Below are 19,259 nucleotides of genomic sequence, written 5' to 3' on the forward strand. Positions count from 1 at the left end.
GGGATAAATCCCCTCACCACAGGATTCGCTTTAGATGTTGTCGGTAGTCAGGTGCAGTGCCATTTTGTCGAAGAGCAGCTTCACCCGCGTCAGCTCCAGTCGCGCCGTCGGCACCATGATTTTCACCCAGCGTTCCACCAGCGGGAATTGCTCCAGCACAGGCACCAACTCCCCCGCTGTCAGAGCATCGGCAACGATCGGCAAGGCCAGTTGCACAATCCCCTGGCCATCGCGGGCGGCGGCGCACAAATAGCCTTCATCGTTGGTGATTAGTCCCGGACGCACGTCCACTTCTATGCGCCCCTCGGGCGAGTTGAACGCCCAGATTGACCCGGCAAGGGAAAACGACAGACAGGGATGATCGACCAGGTCGCGGGGATGCAACAGCGCTTCACATCGCGCGAGATACGCCGGCGCCGCACACATCACCCGAGGAAAGGGCCGGATGACCTGCTCGACCACATCCGAGTAGGCCATCTGATCCATGCCGACCGAGATATCGAAGCCCTCCTCCGCCGGATTTCCGCCTCGGTCGGACGCAACTATTTCCAGCTGCACCATCGGATGCTCAGCACGGTAACGGGTAAACAGATCGCCAAGGCCCTGGCGGATCAACACCGCCGGGGCTTTGATTCTGATCGGGCCTTCGATGGCGCCGGGGCTCAAGATCGCGCCACTGGCCATGTCGCTGTATGAGCGCAACAGTTGCCGGGCATGAGTCAGGTAGCTTTGCCCGGTGTCAGTCAGGGTCAAACGGCGGGTTGAGCGATCGAAGAAGGTGGTTTTGAAATCCCATTCGAGCTCGTCAACCCGCTTCATGATGACCGAGGGTGAGGTGTACAAGGTGCGCGCAGCGGCTGAGAAGTTACCGGTGTCGGCGGTGACGACGAAAGCCTTCAGCTTCAACAGCATGTCCATGGTGGAGCGCTCAATATCAAGTAATGAGTTCGGACTCAATCGCGCGACGGATTTCAACGTTCGCCCACAGACGATCGTGGTGCGCCTGACAACTTTGCCCCAGCTTTCCGATGCCGTTGACCACGCACCAATGCTCCAAATAGAAGAGCGCGAAATCGGCGATGGTCATTTTTTCGAAAAGCCAGTCTTTGCCGTTGATCTGTCGTTCTGCCCGGTCGAGCCCGGCCTGGAATATCTTCAGACCCTGCGCTTTCACCGCCGCATGATCTGCTTCGCTCGGCGCAAACTTCTCTGGCCGGCGAGCGCGAGTGTAGCCTTGCATGTGCACGGTAGATACCAAATATTCCGTCATTTCCAGCACACGAATCTCGCCTTCGATGTCCGTCGGGATCAGCTCTCGCTCAGGGTTCGTCCGGGCGAGATAGAGCGCGATTACAGGGAATTCGGTGAGCAGCGAACCATCGTCGCGAATCAGCGCGGGGACTTTGCCCTTGGGGTTGATCTGCGTATACGCCGCAAATTCTGGCGTACCTGCTCGCGCTGCTTTCTCGATTTCGAACGGCTTGCCGATTTCAGCAAGCAAGGCGTGGATGCCGATCTGGCAGGCTCCGGGCAAAAAAAACAGCTTCATAACATGTTCCTTATTGTGAGGTCGGCGTGGCAGCGCGGTGACTAGACGATGAACGTTTCGAGGACGCCGATACCGTCGATGCCCGCCTCCACCCGGTCACCCGGTTTGAGGTACCACTCACGCGGATCGGGCTTGTGGTGCAAAGCCACGCCTTCTGGCGTACCGGTGCTGATCAAATCGCCGGGCACCAGACCGAAACGCGACCAGAACGCGACCATTTCGGCGAAACCGAAAATCAGATCGCGGCAGTCGGAGTGCTGGCGCAACTCGCCATTGACCTTCAGCCACAACACCAGGGCTTTGGGATCCGGTACTTCGTCGGCGGTCAGAATGTAGGGGCCGATCGGACCAAACCCTGGAAAGTTCTTGCCGAGCATGATCATGCCGTTCTGCATCTCGCGCAGTTGCCATTCCCGTGCCGACAGGTCATTGAAAATGGTGTAGCCGAAAATCGCGCTGGCAGGATCGATGTCGCGGCGCGCGTCGATCGCCTTGCCGATCACCAGCGCGATCTCAACTTCGTAGTCGAAATCGAGCACATCGTCGGGTCGCTTCACCTGACTTTTATGCGGCACCAGCGTGCGCCCGAGTTTGATGAAACCGGTCGGGAAATCGCTGTGCAGTTTGCTGGCGTTGTCGGCATTGCCCTTCATCGACTCCAGCTTGTGCCGGCCAAAATTACGCCCGGCGCAGAAGATCGATTTTTCCGGCACAGGCGTAAGCCACTCAACGGTATTAGGGTCATCCAGCCACAGCGGATCCTGACGATCCGCCGCCCACCGGAGCAAGTCGCGGGTGGCGTCCATCGCGGCTGCGCCGCCCTCGATTAGAGCCATCACCGATGTAGGTGTGGTTGGGCCGTCTCGCACCGCCGCCGCCTTGGCGACATCTACAAGAAATTCAAACCCCGACGCGGCAGTGACGATCCCGAGCCGTTCGGGCCCTGCGGATGATTGATAGCGTGCGATCTTCATGCGTCGAGCCTGGCCAGAAGATGCTTGAGTAACTGCACTTCACTCGGGTCGAGCTTGCCCTGCACATCGGCCTCGCTCGACTTGCGGATGGCGATCAGTTCCAACACCGCGTGACGGCCATCGGCAGTCAACCTGACGGCAATACGACCGTCACTTGCGTCCACCTCCTCCAACAGGCCTCGTGTGATGAGCTGTTGCACGATCGCAGCGGAAATGCCCTGACCGCGTAACTTCTCGCTGCGCGCAACGATTTCCGGCATGCACAAGCCATCTTCACGACCGATGATGCTCAGCACCGCATATTCCTCGGCCGTCCACTGCCGCGATTCGAGCTTTTCAATCACGCTTTGGCGCGTGCGCAGGTAAGCATTGGAAACCTGATACAGCAGATCATCAGACGACAGGTTGCTGAACTCGTCTGCCGATTCAACGGCGGCGACGGCTTGCTTTGGCAGCAACATGCCGTAGCGGCCGCCATGGAACACCAGTGGCTTGCGCGCCGAATGGCCGAAATCGACAATCTCGCCGACAAAAATGACGTGATCACCGCCCTCGTACTGATAAGCGAGTTTGCAAGTGAAGCGCGCCATGCAGTCGGGTAGCAACGGCACGCCGTCCGGGCCACGATCCAGCGTGAGTCCTTCGAAACGGTCAATGCCTTTGCTCGCAAAGCGCGACGACAGCGCTTCCTGGTCCGCGGAGAGGATGTGCACGGCGAAGTGCCCGGTGTTGCGGAAGGCATCCATGTTCAACGAGGTGCGCGCCAGGCTCCAAAGCACCATCGGCGGATCCAGCGACACCGAAGAAAAACTGTTCGCGGTCAAACCAATATCGACGCCGTCAGGCCCGGCCGTGGTGACAATCGTCACGCCCGTAGCAAAGGAGCCAAAAGCGTCACGCAGCGCACGGCTGTCGAAGCTCGGCCCGGCTTTGGAAGGATCTGTTTGAGTTGCTGTCTGTGTCGTCATGGTGAATGCCTCCAGTCTTCTTATTATCCAAACCGTCACGCTGCGAAGGGCCACCGAAGTGGCCCTGCTCCGCTACTTGGCGGCTCTGACGCGGGCTTTGTCCGCCAGATAAGTTTCCAGGGTGACCAACGGGCCGCGCTCGTGATCGAGCTGTTTGGTCGCAATGCCGCTGAACGCGGTGGTCTCGTTGAACCAGCATTCCTGCGGCGGCATTCCCCAGCGCAGCGCCAGGCCGGGCTTGCGCACGTCCCACGCAACAGGCTCGACCTCGATATCGATCAGCAGGTAGTGATCGCAGAACAACTCGACTCGATGGCCATCGGGATCGCGCAGGTAAACGAACAGCACACCGGCCGGGCCATGCCGACCCGGGCCTCGCTCCACGACATCGCCCATGCCCAGATTGCCGGCGATATCGCAGGCGCGCAGGATGCTGTGGGAGTCAGATACGGTGTAAGCAAAGTGGTGCAGACGCGGCCCCGGGTTTTCCAGAAACACGATGTCTTGGGTGCCGGGCTTGCGGAACATGAAAGTCGCAATCAACTTCTCGTCCAGCGCCATGTATTCGGAGATGCGAAAACCCATTTCTGCATAGAAATCGGTCTGCTCCTGCACGTTCGGCACTTGAATCTGGTAGTGGTCGAAGCGCATCGCCGCACCACCCTTGAAGTCCTGAAATTGTGTGTACACGCGCGGCGTCGTGGTCATCGTGGCGCAAAGCTGCACCGGGGTTCCGGCCGGGTCGTTGACCAGCAGCGTGCGGCCCTGATGCGGCACTTCGATCCAGCGTGCCGGCAGGCCTTTGGACTTATAGAAATGCGCGGCCTTGTCCAGCTCTTCTTCGGTGTACACCCGGAAGCCGATCGCTTCGGCAGAATGCTCGCCGTCGTGGCGCTTGATCACCAGACTGTGGTGGCAAACCTCTTCCAGACCGCGGAAATACAGGGTGTCGGCATCGCGTTCGGTCAGTACCAGGCCAATGACCTGCTCGTAAAAATCGCGACTGGCTTCCAGGTCACGCGAAGTAATGACGGCGTGACTTGAGCGGGTGATATTGAACGGCGGGTAATAGACCGGTGTTGGCAATGGCATGTTAATTCTCCTGATGTCTTTTCAGAGCCGAGTGAAATCGGCCTCGTTGCTCAACTCGAGGGGGCCAGTCAACCGACCGGTCATGTTGTACCAACCAATATTGAACAGCAGCGCCACGCTCTGCTTTTGCCCGAGGCCGTGGTAAACGTCCTCCCAGACCTTGTCGCTGACCTGCGCCGGTGCGCGGGTTGCGTCCCGGGCCAGGCGCAGTACGGCCTTCTCCAGATCGGAGAACAGCGCGCTCTTTTCAAAATCCCACAGCGCTTGCATCTGTTCCTTTAGCACGCCTTCCTTGAGGGCTCGATTCCAATGCGGATCGTGTTCGTAATGGGTGCCCATGGTCTGGCACGCCATAACGATGGCCATCTCACGCAATTTCGGATCAATGCCACAGCCGTTGCGCACCGCGTCGGCCATGGGAATGAAAACCTCGAGAATCTCCGGGCAAGTCGCCAGAGTGCGAAAGATCTGCGCATTCGGCGCGTGGCCACGCTTGGCGCGCAGCAGGGCAAAGGCTTCGGGTTCGTCGTCGGGGGTGGGCAGCTGGATACGAGGCATACAAAACTCCGCACATTATTGTTTTAGTCAGCCGCCGCAGCGTGGCTATCAAGACCGCTGCGGAAGCTTTCGCTTATTGGCCGTTGATGCGCTGATCCCATTCGCTATTGCGATCAAGGAACGCCCACACACGGTCTTGCGCCTCGCGCGCACCGGGATAACGTTCGCCACGCATTTGCGCGTTGCGCCATGGATCGCCCGAAAAAAACTTTTCGTACAGGTTCTGGCGTCCCGCGAACGATGAGCAGGACGCGTCCCAGGCCAGCCGCAACAGCTGCATTTTGCGTTCGGCGGGGATATCGGCCCCAGCGCAATAACGTTCGATGGCCGGGCCGTTTTCGCTGTAGAGATCCTCGACCGTTGGCGCGACCACCACGTTGCCAGCACCCAACAATTGCAGGATTTCCAGCGCTCGCGCATGCATCGCCGGGTATTGCGCGCGCACCACATTCAGCGGTTGCTCGTACGGCACGACGGTGCCGCCGGGGCCCGGCACGCAGTCGATTTCAGCGACGCGAATCATCGCGCGCAGGGTTTCGACGTAAGCGACCAGTTCCGACAGTTGCACCATGACGTTGGGGAAACGGCTGTGGTTCACTTCGGTCAGGTTGTAGGCGATGCCCAGCAGGAACTCCATCTTCGCCAGTGAGCGCGTGGCGGACTGGTGCGAACCGTGCGGGCCGGAAGGCGACTTCATCGCCGATTCAACCGCTTTGATGCTGCGATACATGAACACCCGTTCCCACGGGATAAACGCCTCTTCGAACCACAGCACGGCGTCCATTTCGTCCATGCGCCCGGTCAGCGGGTCGTTAGCGAACCGGCCCTTCGCTGGCAGCGAAGGACGGCAAATCATCTTCATCCCGGGGGTGTCGATCGGTGCTGCGAAACCCACCGCGTAGGCTTCGGCATCCGCCACCAGCGGGAATTTCGCCGCCGCCGGCATGATCAGCACTTCGTTGGCCAACGGGCCGAGGGTGGCCACCGAGCGTGCGCCGGACACGTAGATGCCGGCATCGGATTCGCGCACCACGCGCATGACCATGTCACCCGGCTGCTCGAACATTTGCAGGCGCTTGTCGATGTCCGGCGATACCAGCGAGTGCGTCAGCGCGAGATCGTTTTCGCGGATGAACTCATGGTATTTGAGAATGTTCTGACCGAATTGCTCACCGCCGGCAGCGAACAGTTCGTGCGCCGAGGCATGCGCGCTGACCATGACGTTAAGGAAGTCCGGTGTGCGGCCCATCATGCCGCCGACCGCGTCCATCCAGGTCTTCATCATTTCCCGGCGCAGACGCAGATCGTCAGCCGAACGCGGCAGCATGAACGAGCGACCAACACGCGCACCTGAGGTCGGTGATTCGAAGGTCATCTTGTCCTGCAAGGCTGGATCGCACTGGATGTCATACAGATCAGCGATGGATTGAATCGCGCCACGGAAACGGCGATCCACCGTCACGTCCTTGATGCGCTCGCCATCAATCCACACGGAGCGACCGTCTTGCAGCGAGGCGATGTAATCGGCCCCGTTGCGTACTCCGTTGCGGGCTCCACTCATGGCCATCGGTTTTTTGTTTGCGTTATTTTCCATGGGTCATGCTCCTGCATTTGAAACGTTTGGCCTGCGGCGGGACTACCCGGCGCAAGGCGAATTCGGCTGCGGTTGCCACACCTCGATAGTATTGAGATGGGCCGCTTTTAAGAATTTGTGAATGGGCCGAAGAGTTGTTCCGAAATAGAAAAGAACGACGCTTCAGGTAGCGAGGCCAAACTCCGCCGCCAAGGCAAGAATGTTCCGCGCCCGCGCGATCACCGGGGCATCGATCATCCGGCCGTCGAGCACCACCACCCCGCCGCCGGCGGCGTCACCGAGCTGGCATACGGCTTGCGCCCATTCGATGTCCTGCGCCGAGGGCGTGAAGGCCACCGCGGCTTCGGTGACCTGGCTGGGATGAATCAACAACTGGCCACTGAACCCGTGTCGCCGCGCACGCGCGGCGTAGCGGGCCAAGCCTGATTGATCACCGATGGCGGTGAACACGCCATCGACCGGCGCCGGCAATCGCGCCCGTTTACTCGCAAGCACGAGCATTGCGCGCCAAGGCAGAAACACCAGTTCTTCAGGGTCTGATTCGTCGGGAATCAGATCGAGTTCGACGGCCAGATCCAGCTTGCCGAACATTAACCGCGCGCAACCCGGTGCGCCGGCGATATGGGCCAAGGCGTCAATGCCTTGCACGGTCTCGATGATGCACAACTGCGGTTTGCCGGTGACATGATGGGCATGCTGCACCTGCGCCGCGTTGTCGGCTTTTGGCAGCATCACCGCAGCGATGCCGGTGTGACGGCAGGCGGCCAGATCATGCTCATGCCACAGCGTGTCGGCGGCATTGATGCGCACCGTCACGCGCTCATCGGGATGCTCATCCAGCCAGGCCAGCAAGGCCAGACGCGCCGCCGGTTTGTCGACCGGTGCCACCGCATCTTCAAGATCGACCACGACGATGTCGGTGCCGCTGGCTAGCGCTTTACCAATGCGTTCCGGACGGTTTGCGGGCACGAATAGAAAGGTGCGTGCCCGCGCCAGATTCAATTGTCGAATCGCCATCACACCACCGTCCTGTCATGCAGTTCATCGGCACGGTCGGCGTAACCCAGTTCACGAAGAATCGCCGCGGTATGTTCCCCGAGTGCCGGCACCGGGCCCATGCGCGCGGGATGCTCACCGCCCATGCCCGGTGGTTGCAGTGCAGGTATCGGGCCTGCGGGCGTGTTCACGGTAGTCCAGCGCTGACGCGCGGCGAGTTGCGGATGGTTCCAGATGTCGTTCATGGTGCTGACGTTGGCATTGGCGATGTCAGCGGCATCGAGGCGAGCCATTACATCATCAGCGCTGAGACTGGCAAAGTTGTGCTCGATCAATTTGCTCAAGACTTCGCGGTTGGCAGTGCGCAGCGCATTGCTGGCAAACCGCGCATCCGTGGCGAGTACTGCGTCACCCAACAACTTTTCGCAGAACACCGCCCATTCGCGTTCGTTCTGCAGGCCGAGCATGACGGTACGGCCATCGCCGGCGCGGAACGGCCCGTAAGGGTAAATCGTCGCGTGCGAAGCACCCGTACGGCGCGGTGGCTCCTGCCCTTCGTAGGCGTAGTACATCGGGAAGCCCATCCACTCGACCATCGCATCAATCATTGCGATCTCGATGCGCCGGCCACGGCCGGTTTTGCCGCGCTCGATCAGCGCCGCAAGGATATTGGTGTAGGCGTACATGCCTGCCGCAATGTCGGCGATGGAAATGCCGGCCTTGACCTGTTCTTCTGGTGTGCCGGTGATCGACAAGAAGCCGGCCTCGCTCTGAATCAGCAAGTCGTAAGCCTTTTTCTCGGTGTACGGGCCGCCCTCACCGTATCCCGAAATGTCACAGACGATCAGCTTCGGGTTTTTCGCAGCCAGTGCTTCGTACGAAAGCCCCAATCGGCCAGCCGCGCCCGGTGCAAGGTTTTGCACCAGCACATCGGCTTCGGCCAGAAGCTTCATCAGAACCTCCTGTGCCTCGGGTTGTTTCAGGTCGAGCGCAAGACTCTCTTTCGAGCGATTGACCCAGACAAAATGCGAGGCCAGCCCATCGACACGCGCGTCATAGGCACGGGCAAAATCGCCGCTGCCCGGACGCTCGACCTTGATCACCCGTGCGCCCTGATCAGCCAGATGACGCGTGGCCAAAGGTGCTGCGATGGCGTGCTCGAGCGAGACCACCGTGATCCCTTCTAGCGCAAGTACCGGTTGGGTAGATGCCATAACGGAGTCCTCAGAAAGAACGCGGCAGCCCGAGCAAGTGCTCGGCGACGTAGGAATAGATCAGGTTGGTCGAGATCGGCGCGACCTGGTACAGCCGGGTCTCGCGGAACTTGCGCTCAATGTCGTATTCATTGGCGAAGCCGAAACCGCCGTGGGTTTGCAGACACACGTTGGCGGCTTCCCACGAGGCCTTGGCGGCGAGGTACTTGGCCATGTTGGCCTGGGCGCCACAGGGTTGGTGCGCGTCGAATAGCTGGCAGGCCTTGAAACGCATCAGGTTGGCGGCCTCGATCTCGATGAAAGAGTCGGCAATCGGGAATTGCACGCCCTGGTTCTGCCCGATGGGACGGTCGAACACCACGCGTTCGTTGGCGTATTTGACGGCGCGCTCCATGAACCAGTAACCGTCACCGATGCATTCGGCAGCGATCAACGTACGCTCGGCGTTAAGCCCATCGAGGATATATTTGAAGCCCTTGCCCTCCTCGCCAATCAGGTTTTCCTCAGGGATCTCCAGGCTGTCGAAGAACAGCTCGTTGGTCTCGTGATTGACCATGTTGGGGATTGGCTGCACGGTGAGGCCCTTGCCGATGGCGTCTTTGAGGTCGACGATGAAAATCGACATGCCTTCAGACTTGCGCTTCACCTCGGTCAGCGGCGTGGTGCGTGCGAGCAGGATCATCAGATCCGAGTGCTGTACCCGCGAGATCCAGACTTTTTGCCCGTTGACCACGTAGCGGCCGTCTTTCTTCACGGCGTTGGTTTTGATCTTGGTGGTGTCTGTTCCCGTGGTTGGCTCGGTGACCGCCATCGACTGGATGCGCAACTCGCCGGCGGCAATCTTTGGCAGGTATTTTTCTTTCTGCGCGGTGCTGCCGTTACGCAGCAGCGTGCTCATGTTGTACATCTGCCCATGGACTGCGCCGGAGTTGCCGCCGGAACGATTGATCTCTTCCATGATCACCGACGCCTCGGTCAACCCCAGTCCCGAGCCGCCGTATTCTTCCGGGATCATCGCCGAGAGCCAGCCCGCGCTGATCAGTGCATCAACAAAGGCCTCAGGGTAGGCCCGCTGCTCGTCGATCTTGCGGTGGTATTCGTCTGGAAACTCACTGCACAAGGCACGGACGGCGTCGCGGATTTCCTGGTGTTCATCGGGGGCGTAGAGCATGGTCATGTCGGTTTCCTGTCTTGTTTGTGGTGATCGCGGCGCAGCAGTGCTCTTGGCGCTCCTGCACAGCGGCACCTTTTTTGAAAACGCTTGGGTGTCAGTCGAACGTGACTTCAGCTTTCATCGTCGAGCGCCTGTTGCAGTCAGTCCAAAGATCGGCGCTGCCCGGGCCGGTGAGCTGTCCGCACACTGCAAAGTCCGCCGTATCGAACAGCGGGCCGATCGCGCGGAAAGCGAAGCGTCGTATACGCTTGTTCGGGTGCGCCGCGCGAAAGGCTTCGAGCAGCAATGTCGCGGCCAGCGGGCCCTGCACGATGAGGCCCGGATAGCCTTCTTCCAGCGTGGCGTAGGGCTTGTCGTAGTGAATGCGATGGCCGTTGAACGTCAGTGCCGAATAACGGAACAGCAACACCGGGTCGGGATTAATCAGTCGTCGGAATTCGCCTTGGCGCTCCGTCGCTTCGCCGGCAAGGGGCGCTCCTGCAGGCGCTGGTTGGCGGTAGACAATGTCCTGTTCCTCCACCACGCACACACCACTTTCACCAGAAATTTTGTGTTCGACGGTGACAAACAGCAGCTCGCCATTGCGCCCGGATTTGCGTTCGCAGCGCAGGATGCGCGAAACCCTGGTGACGGCTTCCCCGACGCGCAGCGGCTGCTCGAAGCTCAAGCGTCCGCCCGCCCACATACGGTTGGGCAGGTTCACTGGCGGCAGGAAACCGCCGCGTTGCGGATGGCCGTCGACGCCGATTTCGCTGTGTCGGGCATTTGGCGAGAAGTACACCCAGTGCCACAAGGGCGGCAATTCACAGCCTTCCTGCAGGGTGTCGGAATCGAGGTCGAGCGTCGCTGCCAGAGCTTGCGCAGTGCGTTGATCGATACGATCGCTACGCAGTTCCTCGCGGCCCACCCAATCGCTCAAGTCCGCGAGAGTCGCCTCATTACAGGCATTCATGGTCATCTCCTTCACGCCTCTTTACGCCGTGCCGCCGGCAAGTCGGTGCAGCTGCCGTGGGCAACCTCTGCCGCCATCCCCACGGTTTCACCCAATGTCGGATGCGGGTGGATGGTTTTGCCGATGTCCTCGGCGTTGGCGCCCATTTCGATAGCGAGGCACACCTCGCTGATCAGATCACCCGCACCGGTACCGACGATGCCGCCGCCGACCACGCGATGGGTGTGTGCGTCGAACAGCAGCTTGGAGAAGCCTTCATCGCGACCATTGGCAATGGCACGGCCAGATGCCGCCCATGGGAAAACCGCCGTCTCGACCTTGATGCCTTGGTCTTTGGCTTCTTGCTGGGTCAGGCCGGCCCAAGCCACTTCGGGATTGGTGTAGGCCACGCCGGGAATTTGCAACGCATCAAAGCGGCTGCGGGCCAGTTCGGCATTGTTCAAGGCTTCGCCTGCCGCGACTTCAGCGGCGACATGGCCCTCGTGAACGGCTTTGTGGGCCAGCATCGGTTGGCCGACGATGTCGCCAATCGCGAAGATATGCGGCACGTTGGTGCGCAGTTGCTTATCGACGGGGATGAAACCGCGCTCATTGATATTGACGCCGGCCTTGTCGGCATCGAGCTGGTTGCCATTGGGTTTGCGCCCGACCGCGACCAACACCAGGTCGTAGCACTGCGGTTCTGCGGGTGCTTTTTCACCCTCGAAGGTCACCCAGATGCCCTGCTCGCTTGCCTCGGCTTTCAGCGTGCGCGTGTTCAACATCAGGTGATCGAAACGATGGCTGTTGTGCTTTTCCCAGACCTTGACCAGGTCGCGATCCGGGCCTTGCATCAAGCCGTCCAGCATCTCGACCACATCGATACGTGCGCCCAGGGCCGAATAAACCGTGGCCATTTCCAGGCCGATAATCCCACCGCCGACCACCAACATGCGTTTAGGCACAGACCTGAGTTCCAGAGCACCGGTTGAGTCAACGATGCGCGGATCCTGGGGCATAAACGGCAACTTCACGGCCTGACTGCCGGCGGCAATTACGCATTGTTTGAAGCGAATTACCTGTTTCTCGCCCGTCTGCTCCTGCCCGGAGCCGGAACACAGAGCGACCTCGATGCGCTGCGGATCGAGGAATCGGCCAACGCCGCGCACGACCTCGACTTTGCGCCCCTTAGCCATGCCGGCAAGGCCGCCCGTGAGCTTGTTGACCACCGAATCTTTGTGCGCGCGTAACTTGTCGATATCGACCTTTTGGGCACCGAAGTCGATGCCCAGTGACGCTAGATGCGGGACTTCCTCCATGACCGAAGCGATATGCAGCAGCGCTTTGGAAGGGATGCAACCGACGTTCAGGCACACGCCGCCCAATGAGGCGTAGCGCTCGACAATGATGGTTTTCCGGCCCAGATCGGCCGAGCGGAACGCGGCGGAGTAACCGCCGGGACCGCCGCCGAGCACCAGCACGTCGCACTGCAGCTCTGTGCCGCTGGCGGTTGCGGCCGCTGCTGTTGTTGGCGTTGGCTGAATCGCCGACCCATTCGATTCCAGCGTCAACAACACCGCGCCTTCACCGACCTTCTCGCCAACCTTGACTCTAATTTCCTTGACCACACCGGCGGCAGAAGACGGTACATCCATGGTCGCCTTGTCGGACTCCAGCGTGCAGAGCGGGTCATCGACGGCCACCACATCGCCAATCTTGACCAGTATTTCAATCACCGGCATGGCAGCGGCATCGCCGATGCCGGGCATCTTCACTTCAATAAGCTGACTCATGGGCATTCCCTCACAGCGTAATTCGACGGAAATCTGCCAACAGAGCCGCCAGGTGCTGAAGGAAACGTGCCGCCGCCGCGCCATCGACGACGCGGTGATCCCATGACAACGCCATGGGCAAAATCAGCCGCGGCGCGAAGGCGTTGCCATCCCACACCGGTCTGATTTGCGCGCGAGTGACGCCGAGGATTGCCACTTCCGGCGCATTGATAATCGGCGTAAAACCGGTGCCGCCAATGCCGCCCAGGCTGGAAACGGTGAAGGTGCCGCCGCTCATGTCGGCGGGCCCCAACTTGCCGTCCCGAGCTTTTCGCGCCAGTTCGGCGCATTCCGTGGCGATTTGGCCGATGCCCTTTTTGTCAGCATCGCGAATGACCGGCACCACCAGACCGTTCGGCGTGTCAGCGGCGAAACCGATGTGGAAGTACTGCTTGAGAATCAGGATCGGCGCGCCGTCTTCGTTGCCCAGCGAACTGTTGAACGACGGGAAGGCATTCAAGGTGGCGACCGCGGCCTTGATCAAAAACGCGAGCATGGTGTATTTGATCGCGTCCTTGCCGCCTTCCAGATTGAGCTGCACGCGAAATGCTTCCAGCTCGGTAATATCGACTTCTTCGTTGTTGGTGACGTGGGGGATCATCACCCAGTTGCGCGCGAGATTTGCGCCGGAGATCTTTTTGATACGCGACATCGCGACCTTCTCGACCGTGCCGAATTTGGCAAAGTCGATGTCCGGCCACGGCAGCAGATTGAGCCCACCGGATTGATCGGCACGCGGCGCGGAACTGTCCAGACGCAGCAGAGCGTCTTTGACGAAACGTTCGATATCTTCACGAAGCAGTCGCCCGCCCTTGCCGGTGGCAATTGCGCGGCTGACATCCACGCCCAGTTTTCGCGCATAGCTGCGTACCGAAGGGCTGGCGTGGGGTTTCGGCCCAGAAATACTCACCACTGGCGCAGGCGCTTTGGCGACGGCTGGCTGCGGAGTAACGTAGGCGATGGGTTCGGCCGCGACCGGGCTAATGACCAGCGGTTGCGCAACAGGCGCTTCATCAATCGCCATCTGCAACGTGAGGATCGAACTGCCCTTGGAAACGCGATCGCCTTCCTTGATCGTCACCGCCACAACGGTGCCGGCGCCTGGGCTCGGCACGTCCATCGAGGCCTTGTCCGACTCCAGCGTCAGCAGTGGGTCATCGAACGCTACTTTATCGCCCGGTTTGACCAATACCTCGATCACGGGCAGGTCTTTGAAGTCCCCAATGTCAGGGACATGAATTTCTCTGATTTCACTCATGACGTACCGTCGCCCAGAAATAGATCCGTTGCGCACTCACGCAACGGAGGGAGCGCTCATTGAGCGCGTGCGAAGAGAAAACCGCTTAGCGTGTCCACGGCGCCGGGCTATCACCTTTCAGGCCATAGCGTTCAATGGCCTCGGCCAGCACCTGACGCGGCAAGCTGCCGTCACGCACCAGACCGTCCAGTGCAGCCAGCGCCACTTGATGGCGATCGACTTCGAAGAAGCTGCGCAACGCAGCCCGGGTATCGCTGCGACCAAAGCCGTCGGTGCCCAGGGCAATGAAGCGTGCATCGACGTAACTGGCGATCAGTTGCGGCCAGGCGCGCACATAGTCGGAGGCGACAATCACCGGCGCGTTGCCTGCCAGCGAGGCGCACAGATGGCTGACTTGCTCAGGCTCAGTTGGATTCAGACGATTACGTCGCTCCACTTCCCGCGCTTCTCGTGCCAGTTCGCTGAAACTGGTGACGCTGAAGACCTCGCTCGACACCTGCCAGTCAGCTGCCAACAGTTCAGATGCCGCGATGACTTCGCGCAGAATCGTGCCGGAACCCAGCAGCCGCACGGTTCCACGCGACGCAGGTGCATGTGTCACGGCGTAGCGATACATGCCGCGAATGATTTGATCTTCCACACCGGAGGGCAAAGAAGGCTGGGCGTAGTTCTCGTTCATCACGGTGATGTAATAGAACTCATCGACATCGCGTTCCATCATCTGGCGCATGCCATGGTCGACAATCACCGCAAGCTCACCCGCGAACGCCGGGTCGTAGGCGCGGCAGTTGGGAACGGTGGCGGCCACCACATGGCTGCTACCGTCCTGGTGTTGCAGCCCTTCCCCGCCCAGCGTCGTGCGTCCGGCGGTGGCGCCGAGCAAGAAACCACGTGCGCGTTGGTCGGCCGCGGCCCAAATCAAGTCCCCGACCCGCTGGAAACCGAACATCGAGTAGTAGATGTAGAACGGCAGCATTGGTTTGCCGTGCGCGCTGTAAGACGTCGCGGCAGCGACCCACGAAGACAATGCACCAGCTTCGGTGATGCCCTCCTCCAACAGCTGGCCGTCACGGGCTTCGCGGTAGTACAGCATCGAACCGGCATCTTCTGGCTCGTACAGTTGCCCGAGCGGTGAGTAGATACCGATCTGACGGAACAGGTTGGCCATGCCAAAGGTACGCGCTTCATCGGCGACGATCGGAACAACGCGCGGCCCGAGTTCTTTGTCTTTGAGCAAACCGCCAAGCATGCGCACCACGGCCATGGTGGTGGACATTTCCTTGCCGTCAGCTTCAAAAGCGAAACGTGCGTAGTCAGCCAACGCCGGGATGGCGACGTGCTCGCAACCCTTCTGCCGCGCCGGCATGTAGCCGCCTAGCGAAGTTCGGCGCTCACGCAGATAACGCATTTCCTGGCTGTCTTCGGCCGGGCGATAGAAGCGCAGTTGCGCGACGTCATCGTCCGAGAGTGGCAGCGCGAAACGGTCACGGAAAGCCTTCAGCGCATCGATATCGAGCTTCTTGGCCTGGTGCGAGGTCATCCGCGATTCGCCGGCGCCGCCCATGCCGTAACCTTTTTTGGTTTTGGCAAGGATCACGGTTGGCCGGCCCTTATGCGCTTTGGCTGCGGCGAACGCTGCATGCAACTTTCGGAAATCGTGACCGCCACGCTTCAACGCATCGATTTCGGCATCGGACATGTGCGAGACCAATTCTTTGATCTCTGGATCCTGCTGGAAAAAGTGCAGCAGGTTGTAGGCGCCGTCCTTCGAACCCAGCGTCTGATATTGACCGTCGACGGTTTGGGCAAAACGTTGCAGCAAGGCGTTGTTGGTGTCCCGCGAAAACAACGGATCCCAGTCCGAGCCCCAAATGACTTTGACCACATTCCAGCCGGCGCCGGTGAACAACGCTTCGAGTTCTTGAATGACTTGACCGTTGCCACGCACCGGGCCGTCCAGACGCTGCAAGTTGCAGTTGACGATAAAGGTCAGGTTGTCGAGTTTTTCCCGCGCCGCGAGCGTGAGCCCGGCGATCGATTCGGGTTCGTCCATTTCACCGTCACCAAACACGCCCCACACATGACGGTCGGCGGTTTCGGCCAAGTTGCGGTGTTCGAGGTAGCGCATGTAGCGCGCTTGATAAACCGCACTGATCGGACCAATACCCATCGAGCCGGTCGGGAACTGCCAGAAGTCCGGCATCAACCAAGGGTGTGGGTAGGAACTCAAGCCGTAGCCGCCGACTTCCTGGCGATAGTTGGCCAGTTGTTCCTCGGATAGCCTGCCCTCCAGGAACGCCCGGGCGTAGACACCCGGCGCCGAGTGCGGCTGATAAAACACCAGATCGCCGCCGTGACTTTCGTCGCGGGCACGGAAGAAATGGTTGAAACCGACCTCGAAGATTTCTGCGGCAGACGCATAACTTGCGATATGCCCACCCAGATCCCCGTAAGCCTGATTGGCGCGCACCACCATGGCCAATGCATTCCAGCGAATGATCGACGTGATCCGTTCCTCGACAGCAAGGTCCCCTGGGTAGGGACCCTGCCGTTCAATCGGAATTGTGTTCCGATACGCCGAGTACGGGTGCACATGCGAGGTGATGCCAAGTGCTCTTGCGTGTTGCTCTAACTGTTTCAGCAGAAACTGGCCGCGCTCGGAGCCGCCATCGCGTACGACGGCTTCCAGCGACTCAAGCCACTCCTGCGTTTCATCCCGGTCGCTATCCAGTGAAGCCAACGACCCAGGGATCGAATTTTCATTTAGCGAACTCATATCTGCCTCCACTCTTGTTGTTGTTTGCTTAGAGATGAACCGACAGAACGTGCCGCCGTACTCAGCCTCATAACTGCAAATGAACCTGTTTCAAGACACCGTGCGAAAACCACCAACGGCTGCGTTGAGCGCGCCGCTCACCTGTTCCAGGCCGCGCACCGAGGCGTCGAGCAAGCCGCTCGCAGCAGTGCTTTGCTCAGACACTGCACGTACTCGTTGCATGCTTTCGCCAACCTGTTCTGCCACGGCGCTCTGCTGTTCGGCCGCCGCCGCGATCTGCTGACTCATCTGTTCGACGGTCGACACCGCCGCCGCAATTTCCTGCAGCGCTTGTGACGCTTGTGCGGCGAGTACCACGCTTTCGCCGGTCAGCACTTGACTGCCCTGCAACCGGCTGGCAGCGTGTTCAGCGACGATTCGCAACTGTTGAATGATTGCGGCGATGTCGTCAGTGGAGGTTTGCGTGCGCCGGGCCAGGTTACGTACCTCGTCGGCGACCACGGCAAAACCTCGACCGTTTTCGCCGGCCCGTGCCGCTTCAATCGCCGCATTCAGGGCGAGCAGATTGGTCTGCCCGGCAAGGGCACTGATCACGTTGAGTACCTTGCCGATCGCTGCGCTCTCGTTGAGCAACGAACCCATGGCGTCGGAACAGCCGCTCATTTCTACGGCCAGGTGACCGATCTTGCTGGTCGCCTGATGCACCAGTGCTTCGCCTTTGCGCGCTTGATCATTGGCCTGTTCGACGGCGTGGCGGGTCTGGCTGGCATTGCGCGTAACGTCTTGGGCCGTTGCGGCCATCTGTTGCATCGCGGTGGCCGCCAGTTCGGTTTCTTCACGCTGCGATTCGACGCCTTGACGCGTGCGCTCGGTGACCTGCACCAGACTGTCGGCGGCGTGGTTCAACTGCCCGACGCCTTGGCCAATCCGACCAATCAGCCCGCGTAAACTTTCCAGCATGACGCCGACGCTGCCGAGCAACTGGCCCAGCTCATCACGGCGTCCTGCGGCATCGATATGGGCGCTGAGATCGCCTGACGCTACACGGCGAGTCAGTTCAACCGCTTGGCGCAGCGGTTGCAGAATCAAGTGACGAATCAACAGACTCGCGCCGATGCCAAGGGCGAGCGCCAACAGCACCATCCCCGCCAGCAACCGCGATACCCGCTGACCCATTGCCTGCGAGGCTTGAACCTGTGTGGCGCGAACTTCGCGGAGCAATTGACTGACTTTGTCAGCTGCGCCGTTCATGGCCACCTGGCTGTCGCTCGTTTGCTCACGGCTTGCGGCGTAACCATTGAACGCGGCGCGGTATTCATCCAGCGCTGTACGAGCCTGGGTCAGCGATTCGCGCTCGGTGCCTTCGAGGCGCAGTTCGAGGTTTTCCATGTAAGAGCGCAGTTCAATGACACGCGCTTCCCAGGCGTTACGCTCTTCGGTGCTGCCTTGCAGAGTGAAATAGAGTTCGCTGTCACGCAGGTTCGCCAATTTGTCGCGCAGCGTGGAGGCTTGCTCCAGTTGCAGCATGCGTACCGCGTCCGCCGGCTGAGTTCGCGAGGCCAGCAAGTTGACCGCGTCGAGTTGATCGAGCATTACCACGGTGAAACGCTCGCCCACCACTTGCGCCAGTTGCTGCATGCGCAGGCGAGCCTCGCGGGCATCGCGCTGCGCCTGGGCATACCGTTCGAACTGGGCGAGATAATCGTGGGTGGCTTCTTTGGAGGCGCCCTGCCCGCTGTCCATTTGCGATTTTTCCAGCAACGCCACCAGCTCGGCGGTAAGCCGGGCGACCTTATTAGCTTCGTCCTCGGCCAGGTTCAGGCCGAACGCCTTGACCGCGACCTGCGCTTGCAGAATCAACGACTCAACGGCGGCGACGTCGTTCATCTTCCTGGCGCGGGTTTCGAATACGTTGAAGGCGTAAAACGCAGTCGCGGCTACGGCTAATGTCGACAACAACACCAAGCCAAAACCCAGCCACAGTTTGCTGCCAACCGACAGGTTGCCGAGTGCGCGGCCCATCACCGGAACGCACCTTGGCACGCTGGCGAGGCAAATCTGAACCCGAACGGAAACGGCAGAGAACACCAAGGCAAACTGAGCATATGAGGGCTTCTTTTTGTTGTTTTTTTGGATTCAGAGGCGCTGCATTTCTTACGTTTGGAGCCTATCGCGTAGGCATGTGGCTCGGCCAATGGCCAATAAAGATGGGCGTCAGTTGAAACGCTAATAGCCTTGGATTTACGCGGGAGCCGCCGCATTGCACGAGCGGCTCATGGACGACTTTTTACAGAGTTCCTGTAGGAGCTGCGGCACGCTGCGATCTTTTGATCTGTGTTTTTA

15 protein-coding genes are annotated in these 19,259 nt (G+C 60.2%); all 15 read right to left on the reverse strand.

What is annotated here, in order from left to right; all coding sequences use genetic code 11:
- Window positions 1-30 precede the first annotated feature (30 nt).
- The 15 genes from QMX93_RS01795 to QMX93_RS01865 all read right to left on the reverse strand — a co-directional run bounded on the left by QMX93_RS01795 (window position 31) and on the right by QMX93_RS01865 (window position 18,938).
- Window positions 31-918: a LysR family transcriptional regulator gene (locus QMX93_RS01795; protein ID WP_212551023.1), complete on the reverse strand. Its 888-nt coding sequence runs from the start codon at window positions 916-918 to the stop codon at window positions 31-33.
- Between the two features lie 16 nt (window positions 919-934).
- Window positions 935-1,549, reverse strand: a complete 615-nt coding sequence (locus QMX93_RS01800; protein WP_212551022.1) for a glutathione S-transferase N-terminal domain-containing protein — start codon at window positions 1,547-1,549, stop codon at window positions 935-937.
- Between the two features lie 41 nt (window positions 1,550-1,590).
- On the reverse strand, window positions 1,591-2,523 hold the full coding sequence (locus QMX93_RS01805; RefSeq protein ID WP_282351985.1) for a fumarylacetoacetate hydrolase family protein: 933 nt from the start codon (window positions 2,521-2,523) through the stop codon (window positions 1,591-1,593).
- A complete protein-coding gene (locus QMX93_RS01810; RefSeq protein WP_282351988.1) occupies window positions 2,520-3,491 on the reverse strand; it encodes a flavin reductase in 972 nt (323 codons plus the stop codon). Before QMX93_RS01810 ends, QMX93_RS01805 begins: the two co-directional genes overlap by 4 nt.
- Window positions 3,492-3,563: 72 nt before the next feature.
- On the reverse strand, window positions 3,564-4,583 hold the full coding sequence (locus QMX93_RS01815) for a VOC family protein (RefSeq protein ID WP_134421489.1): 1,020 nt from the start codon (window positions 4,581-4,583) through the stop codon (window positions 3,564-3,566).
- A 21-nt stretch (window positions 4,584-4,604) separates the two neighbouring features.
- A complete protein-coding gene (locus tag QMX93_RS01820; RefSeq protein ID WP_282351990.1) occupies window positions 4,605-5,141 on the reverse strand; it encodes a carboxymuconolactone decarboxylase family protein in 537 nt (178 codons plus the stop codon).
- Between the two features lie 73 nt (window positions 5,142-5,214).
- The gene (locus QMX93_RS01825; protein ID WP_017337763.1) at window positions 5,215-6,735 is read right to left on the reverse strand and encodes a 4-hydroxyphenylacetate 3-hydroxylase N-terminal domain-containing protein; all 1,521 of its coding nucleotides are present in this window, start codon (window positions 6,733-6,735) and stop codon (window positions 5,215-5,217) included.
- 162 nt (window positions 6,736-6,897) lie between these two features.
- On the reverse strand, window positions 6,898-7,752 hold the full coding sequence (locus QMX93_RS01830) for a CoA ester lyase (RefSeq protein WP_212551019.1): 855 nt from the start codon (window positions 7,750-7,752) through the stop codon (window positions 6,898-6,900).
- Complete coding sequence (locus QMX93_RS01835) at window positions 7,752-8,945, reverse strand: CaiB/BaiF CoA-transferase family protein (protein ID WP_282351995.1); 1,194 nt, start codon at window positions 8,943-8,945, stop codon at window positions 7,752-7,754. Before QMX93_RS01835 ends, QMX93_RS01830 begins: the two co-directional genes overlap by 1 nt.
- Window positions 8,946-8,955: 10 nt before the next feature.
- Window positions 8,956-10,116 (reverse strand): acyl-CoA dehydrogenase family protein, encoded by a 1,161-nt coding sequence (locus QMX93_RS01840; protein WP_127195642.1) that lies wholly within the window; start codon window positions 10,114-10,116, stop codon window positions 8,956-8,958.
- 97 nt (window positions 10,117-10,213) lie between these two features.
- Window positions 10,214-11,071 carry a MaoC family dehydratase N-terminal domain-containing protein gene (locus tag QMX93_RS01845; RefSeq protein WP_282351997.1) on the reverse strand — a complete coding sequence of 286 codons (858 nt, stop codon included), beginning with the start codon at window positions 11,069-11,071 and terminating at the stop codon, window positions 10,214-10,216.
- An 11-nt stretch (window positions 11,072-11,082) separates the two neighbouring features.
- Window positions 11,083-12,843, reverse strand: a complete 1,761-nt coding sequence (lpdA, locus tag QMX93_RS01850; protein ID WP_282351999.1) for a dihydrolipoyl dehydrogenase — start codon at window positions 12,841-12,843, stop codon at window positions 11,083-11,085.
- A gap of 10 nt (window positions 12,844-12,853) precedes the next feature.
- Window positions 12,854-14,140 (reverse strand): dihydrolipoyllysine-residue acetyltransferase, encoded by a 1,287-nt coding sequence (locus tag QMX93_RS01855; RefSeq protein WP_282352001.1) that lies wholly within the window; start codon window positions 14,138-14,140, stop codon window positions 12,854-12,856.
- 85 nt (window positions 14,141-14,225) lie between these two features.
- On the reverse strand, window positions 14,226-16,916 hold the full coding sequence (gene mdeB / locus QMX93_RS01860; RefSeq protein ID WP_282352004.1) for an alpha-ketoglutarate dehydrogenase: 2,691 nt from the start codon (window positions 16,914-16,916) through the stop codon (window positions 14,226-14,228).
- Window positions 16,917-17,006: 90 nt separating this feature from the next.
- The gene (locus QMX93_RS01865) at window positions 17,007-18,938 is read right to left on the reverse strand and encodes a methyl-accepting chemotaxis protein (RefSeq protein WP_282352005.1); all 1,932 of its coding nucleotides are present in this window, start codon (window positions 18,936-18,938) and stop codon (window positions 17,007-17,009) included.
- Between the last annotated feature and the right edge of the window lie 321 nt (window positions 18,939-19,259).

It is taken from the genome of Pseudomonas sp. PS01303, assembly GCF_029959385.1.
Lineage (GTDB): Bacteria > Pseudomonadota > Gammaproteobacteria > Pseudomonadales > Pseudomonadaceae > Aquipseudomonas > Aquipseudomonas rustica.

Bases quoted from the DNA above. Each gene is read 5' to 3' on its own strand.
- QMX93_RS01830 (WP_212551019.1), bottom strand. From the start codon at position 7,752: ATGGCGATTCGACAATTGAATCTGGCGCGGGCACGCACCTTTCTATTC.
- QMX93_RS01825 (WP_017337763.1), bottom strand. From the start codon at position 6,735: ATGGAAAATAACGCAAACAAAAAACCGATGGCCATGAGTGGAGCCCGC.
- QMX93_RS01820 (WP_282351990.1), bottom strand. From the start codon at position 5,141: ATGCCTCGTATCCAGCTGCCCACCCCCGACGACGAACCCGAAGCCTTT.
- QMX93_RS01865 (WP_282352005.1), bottom strand. From the start codon at position 18,938: ATGGGCCGCGCACTCGGCAACCTGTCGGTTGGCAGCAAACTGTGGCTG.
- QMX93_RS01810 (WP_282351988.1), bottom strand. From the start codon at position 3,491: ATGACGACACAGACAGCAACTCAAACAGATCCTTCCAAAGCCGGGCCG.
- lpdA (WP_282351999.1), bottom strand. From the start codon at position 12,843: ATGAGTCAGCTTATTGAAGTGAAGATGCCCGGCATCGGCGATGCCGCT.
- QMX93_RS01840 (WP_127195642.1), bottom strand. From the start codon at position 10,116: ATGCTCTACGCCCCCGATGAACACCAGGAAATCCGCGACGCCGTCCGT.
- QMX93_RS01815 (WP_134421489.1), bottom strand. From the start codon at position 4,583: ATGCCATTGCCAACACCGGTCTATTACCCGCCGTTCAATATCACCCGC.
- mdeB (WP_282352004.1), bottom strand. From the start codon at position 16,916: ATGAGTTCGCTAAATGAAAATTCGATCCCTGGGTCGTTGGCTTCACTG.
- QMX93_RS01800 (WP_212551022.1), bottom strand. From the start codon at position 1,549: ATGAAGCTGTTTTTTTTGCCCGGAGCCTGCCAGATCGGCATCCACGCC.
- QMX93_RS01855 (WP_282352001.1), bottom strand. From the start codon at position 14,140: ATGAGTGAAATCAGAGAAATTCATGTCCCTGACATTGGGGACTTCAAA.
- QMX93_RS01805 (WP_282351985.1), bottom strand. From the start codon at position 2,523: ATGAAGATCGCACGCTATCAATCATCCGCAGGGCCCGAACGGCTCGGG.
- QMX93_RS01845 (WP_282351997.1), bottom strand. From the start codon at position 11,071: ATGAATGCCTGTAATGAGGCGACTCTCGCGGACTTGAGCGATTGGGTG.
- QMX93_RS01835 (WP_282351995.1), bottom strand. From the start codon at position 8,945: ATGGCATCTACCCAACCGGTACTTGCGCTAGAAGGGATCACGGTGGTC.
- QMX93_RS01795 (WP_212551023.1), bottom strand. From the start codon at position 918: ATGGACATGCTGTTGAAGCTGAAGGCTTTCGTCGTCACCGCCGACACC.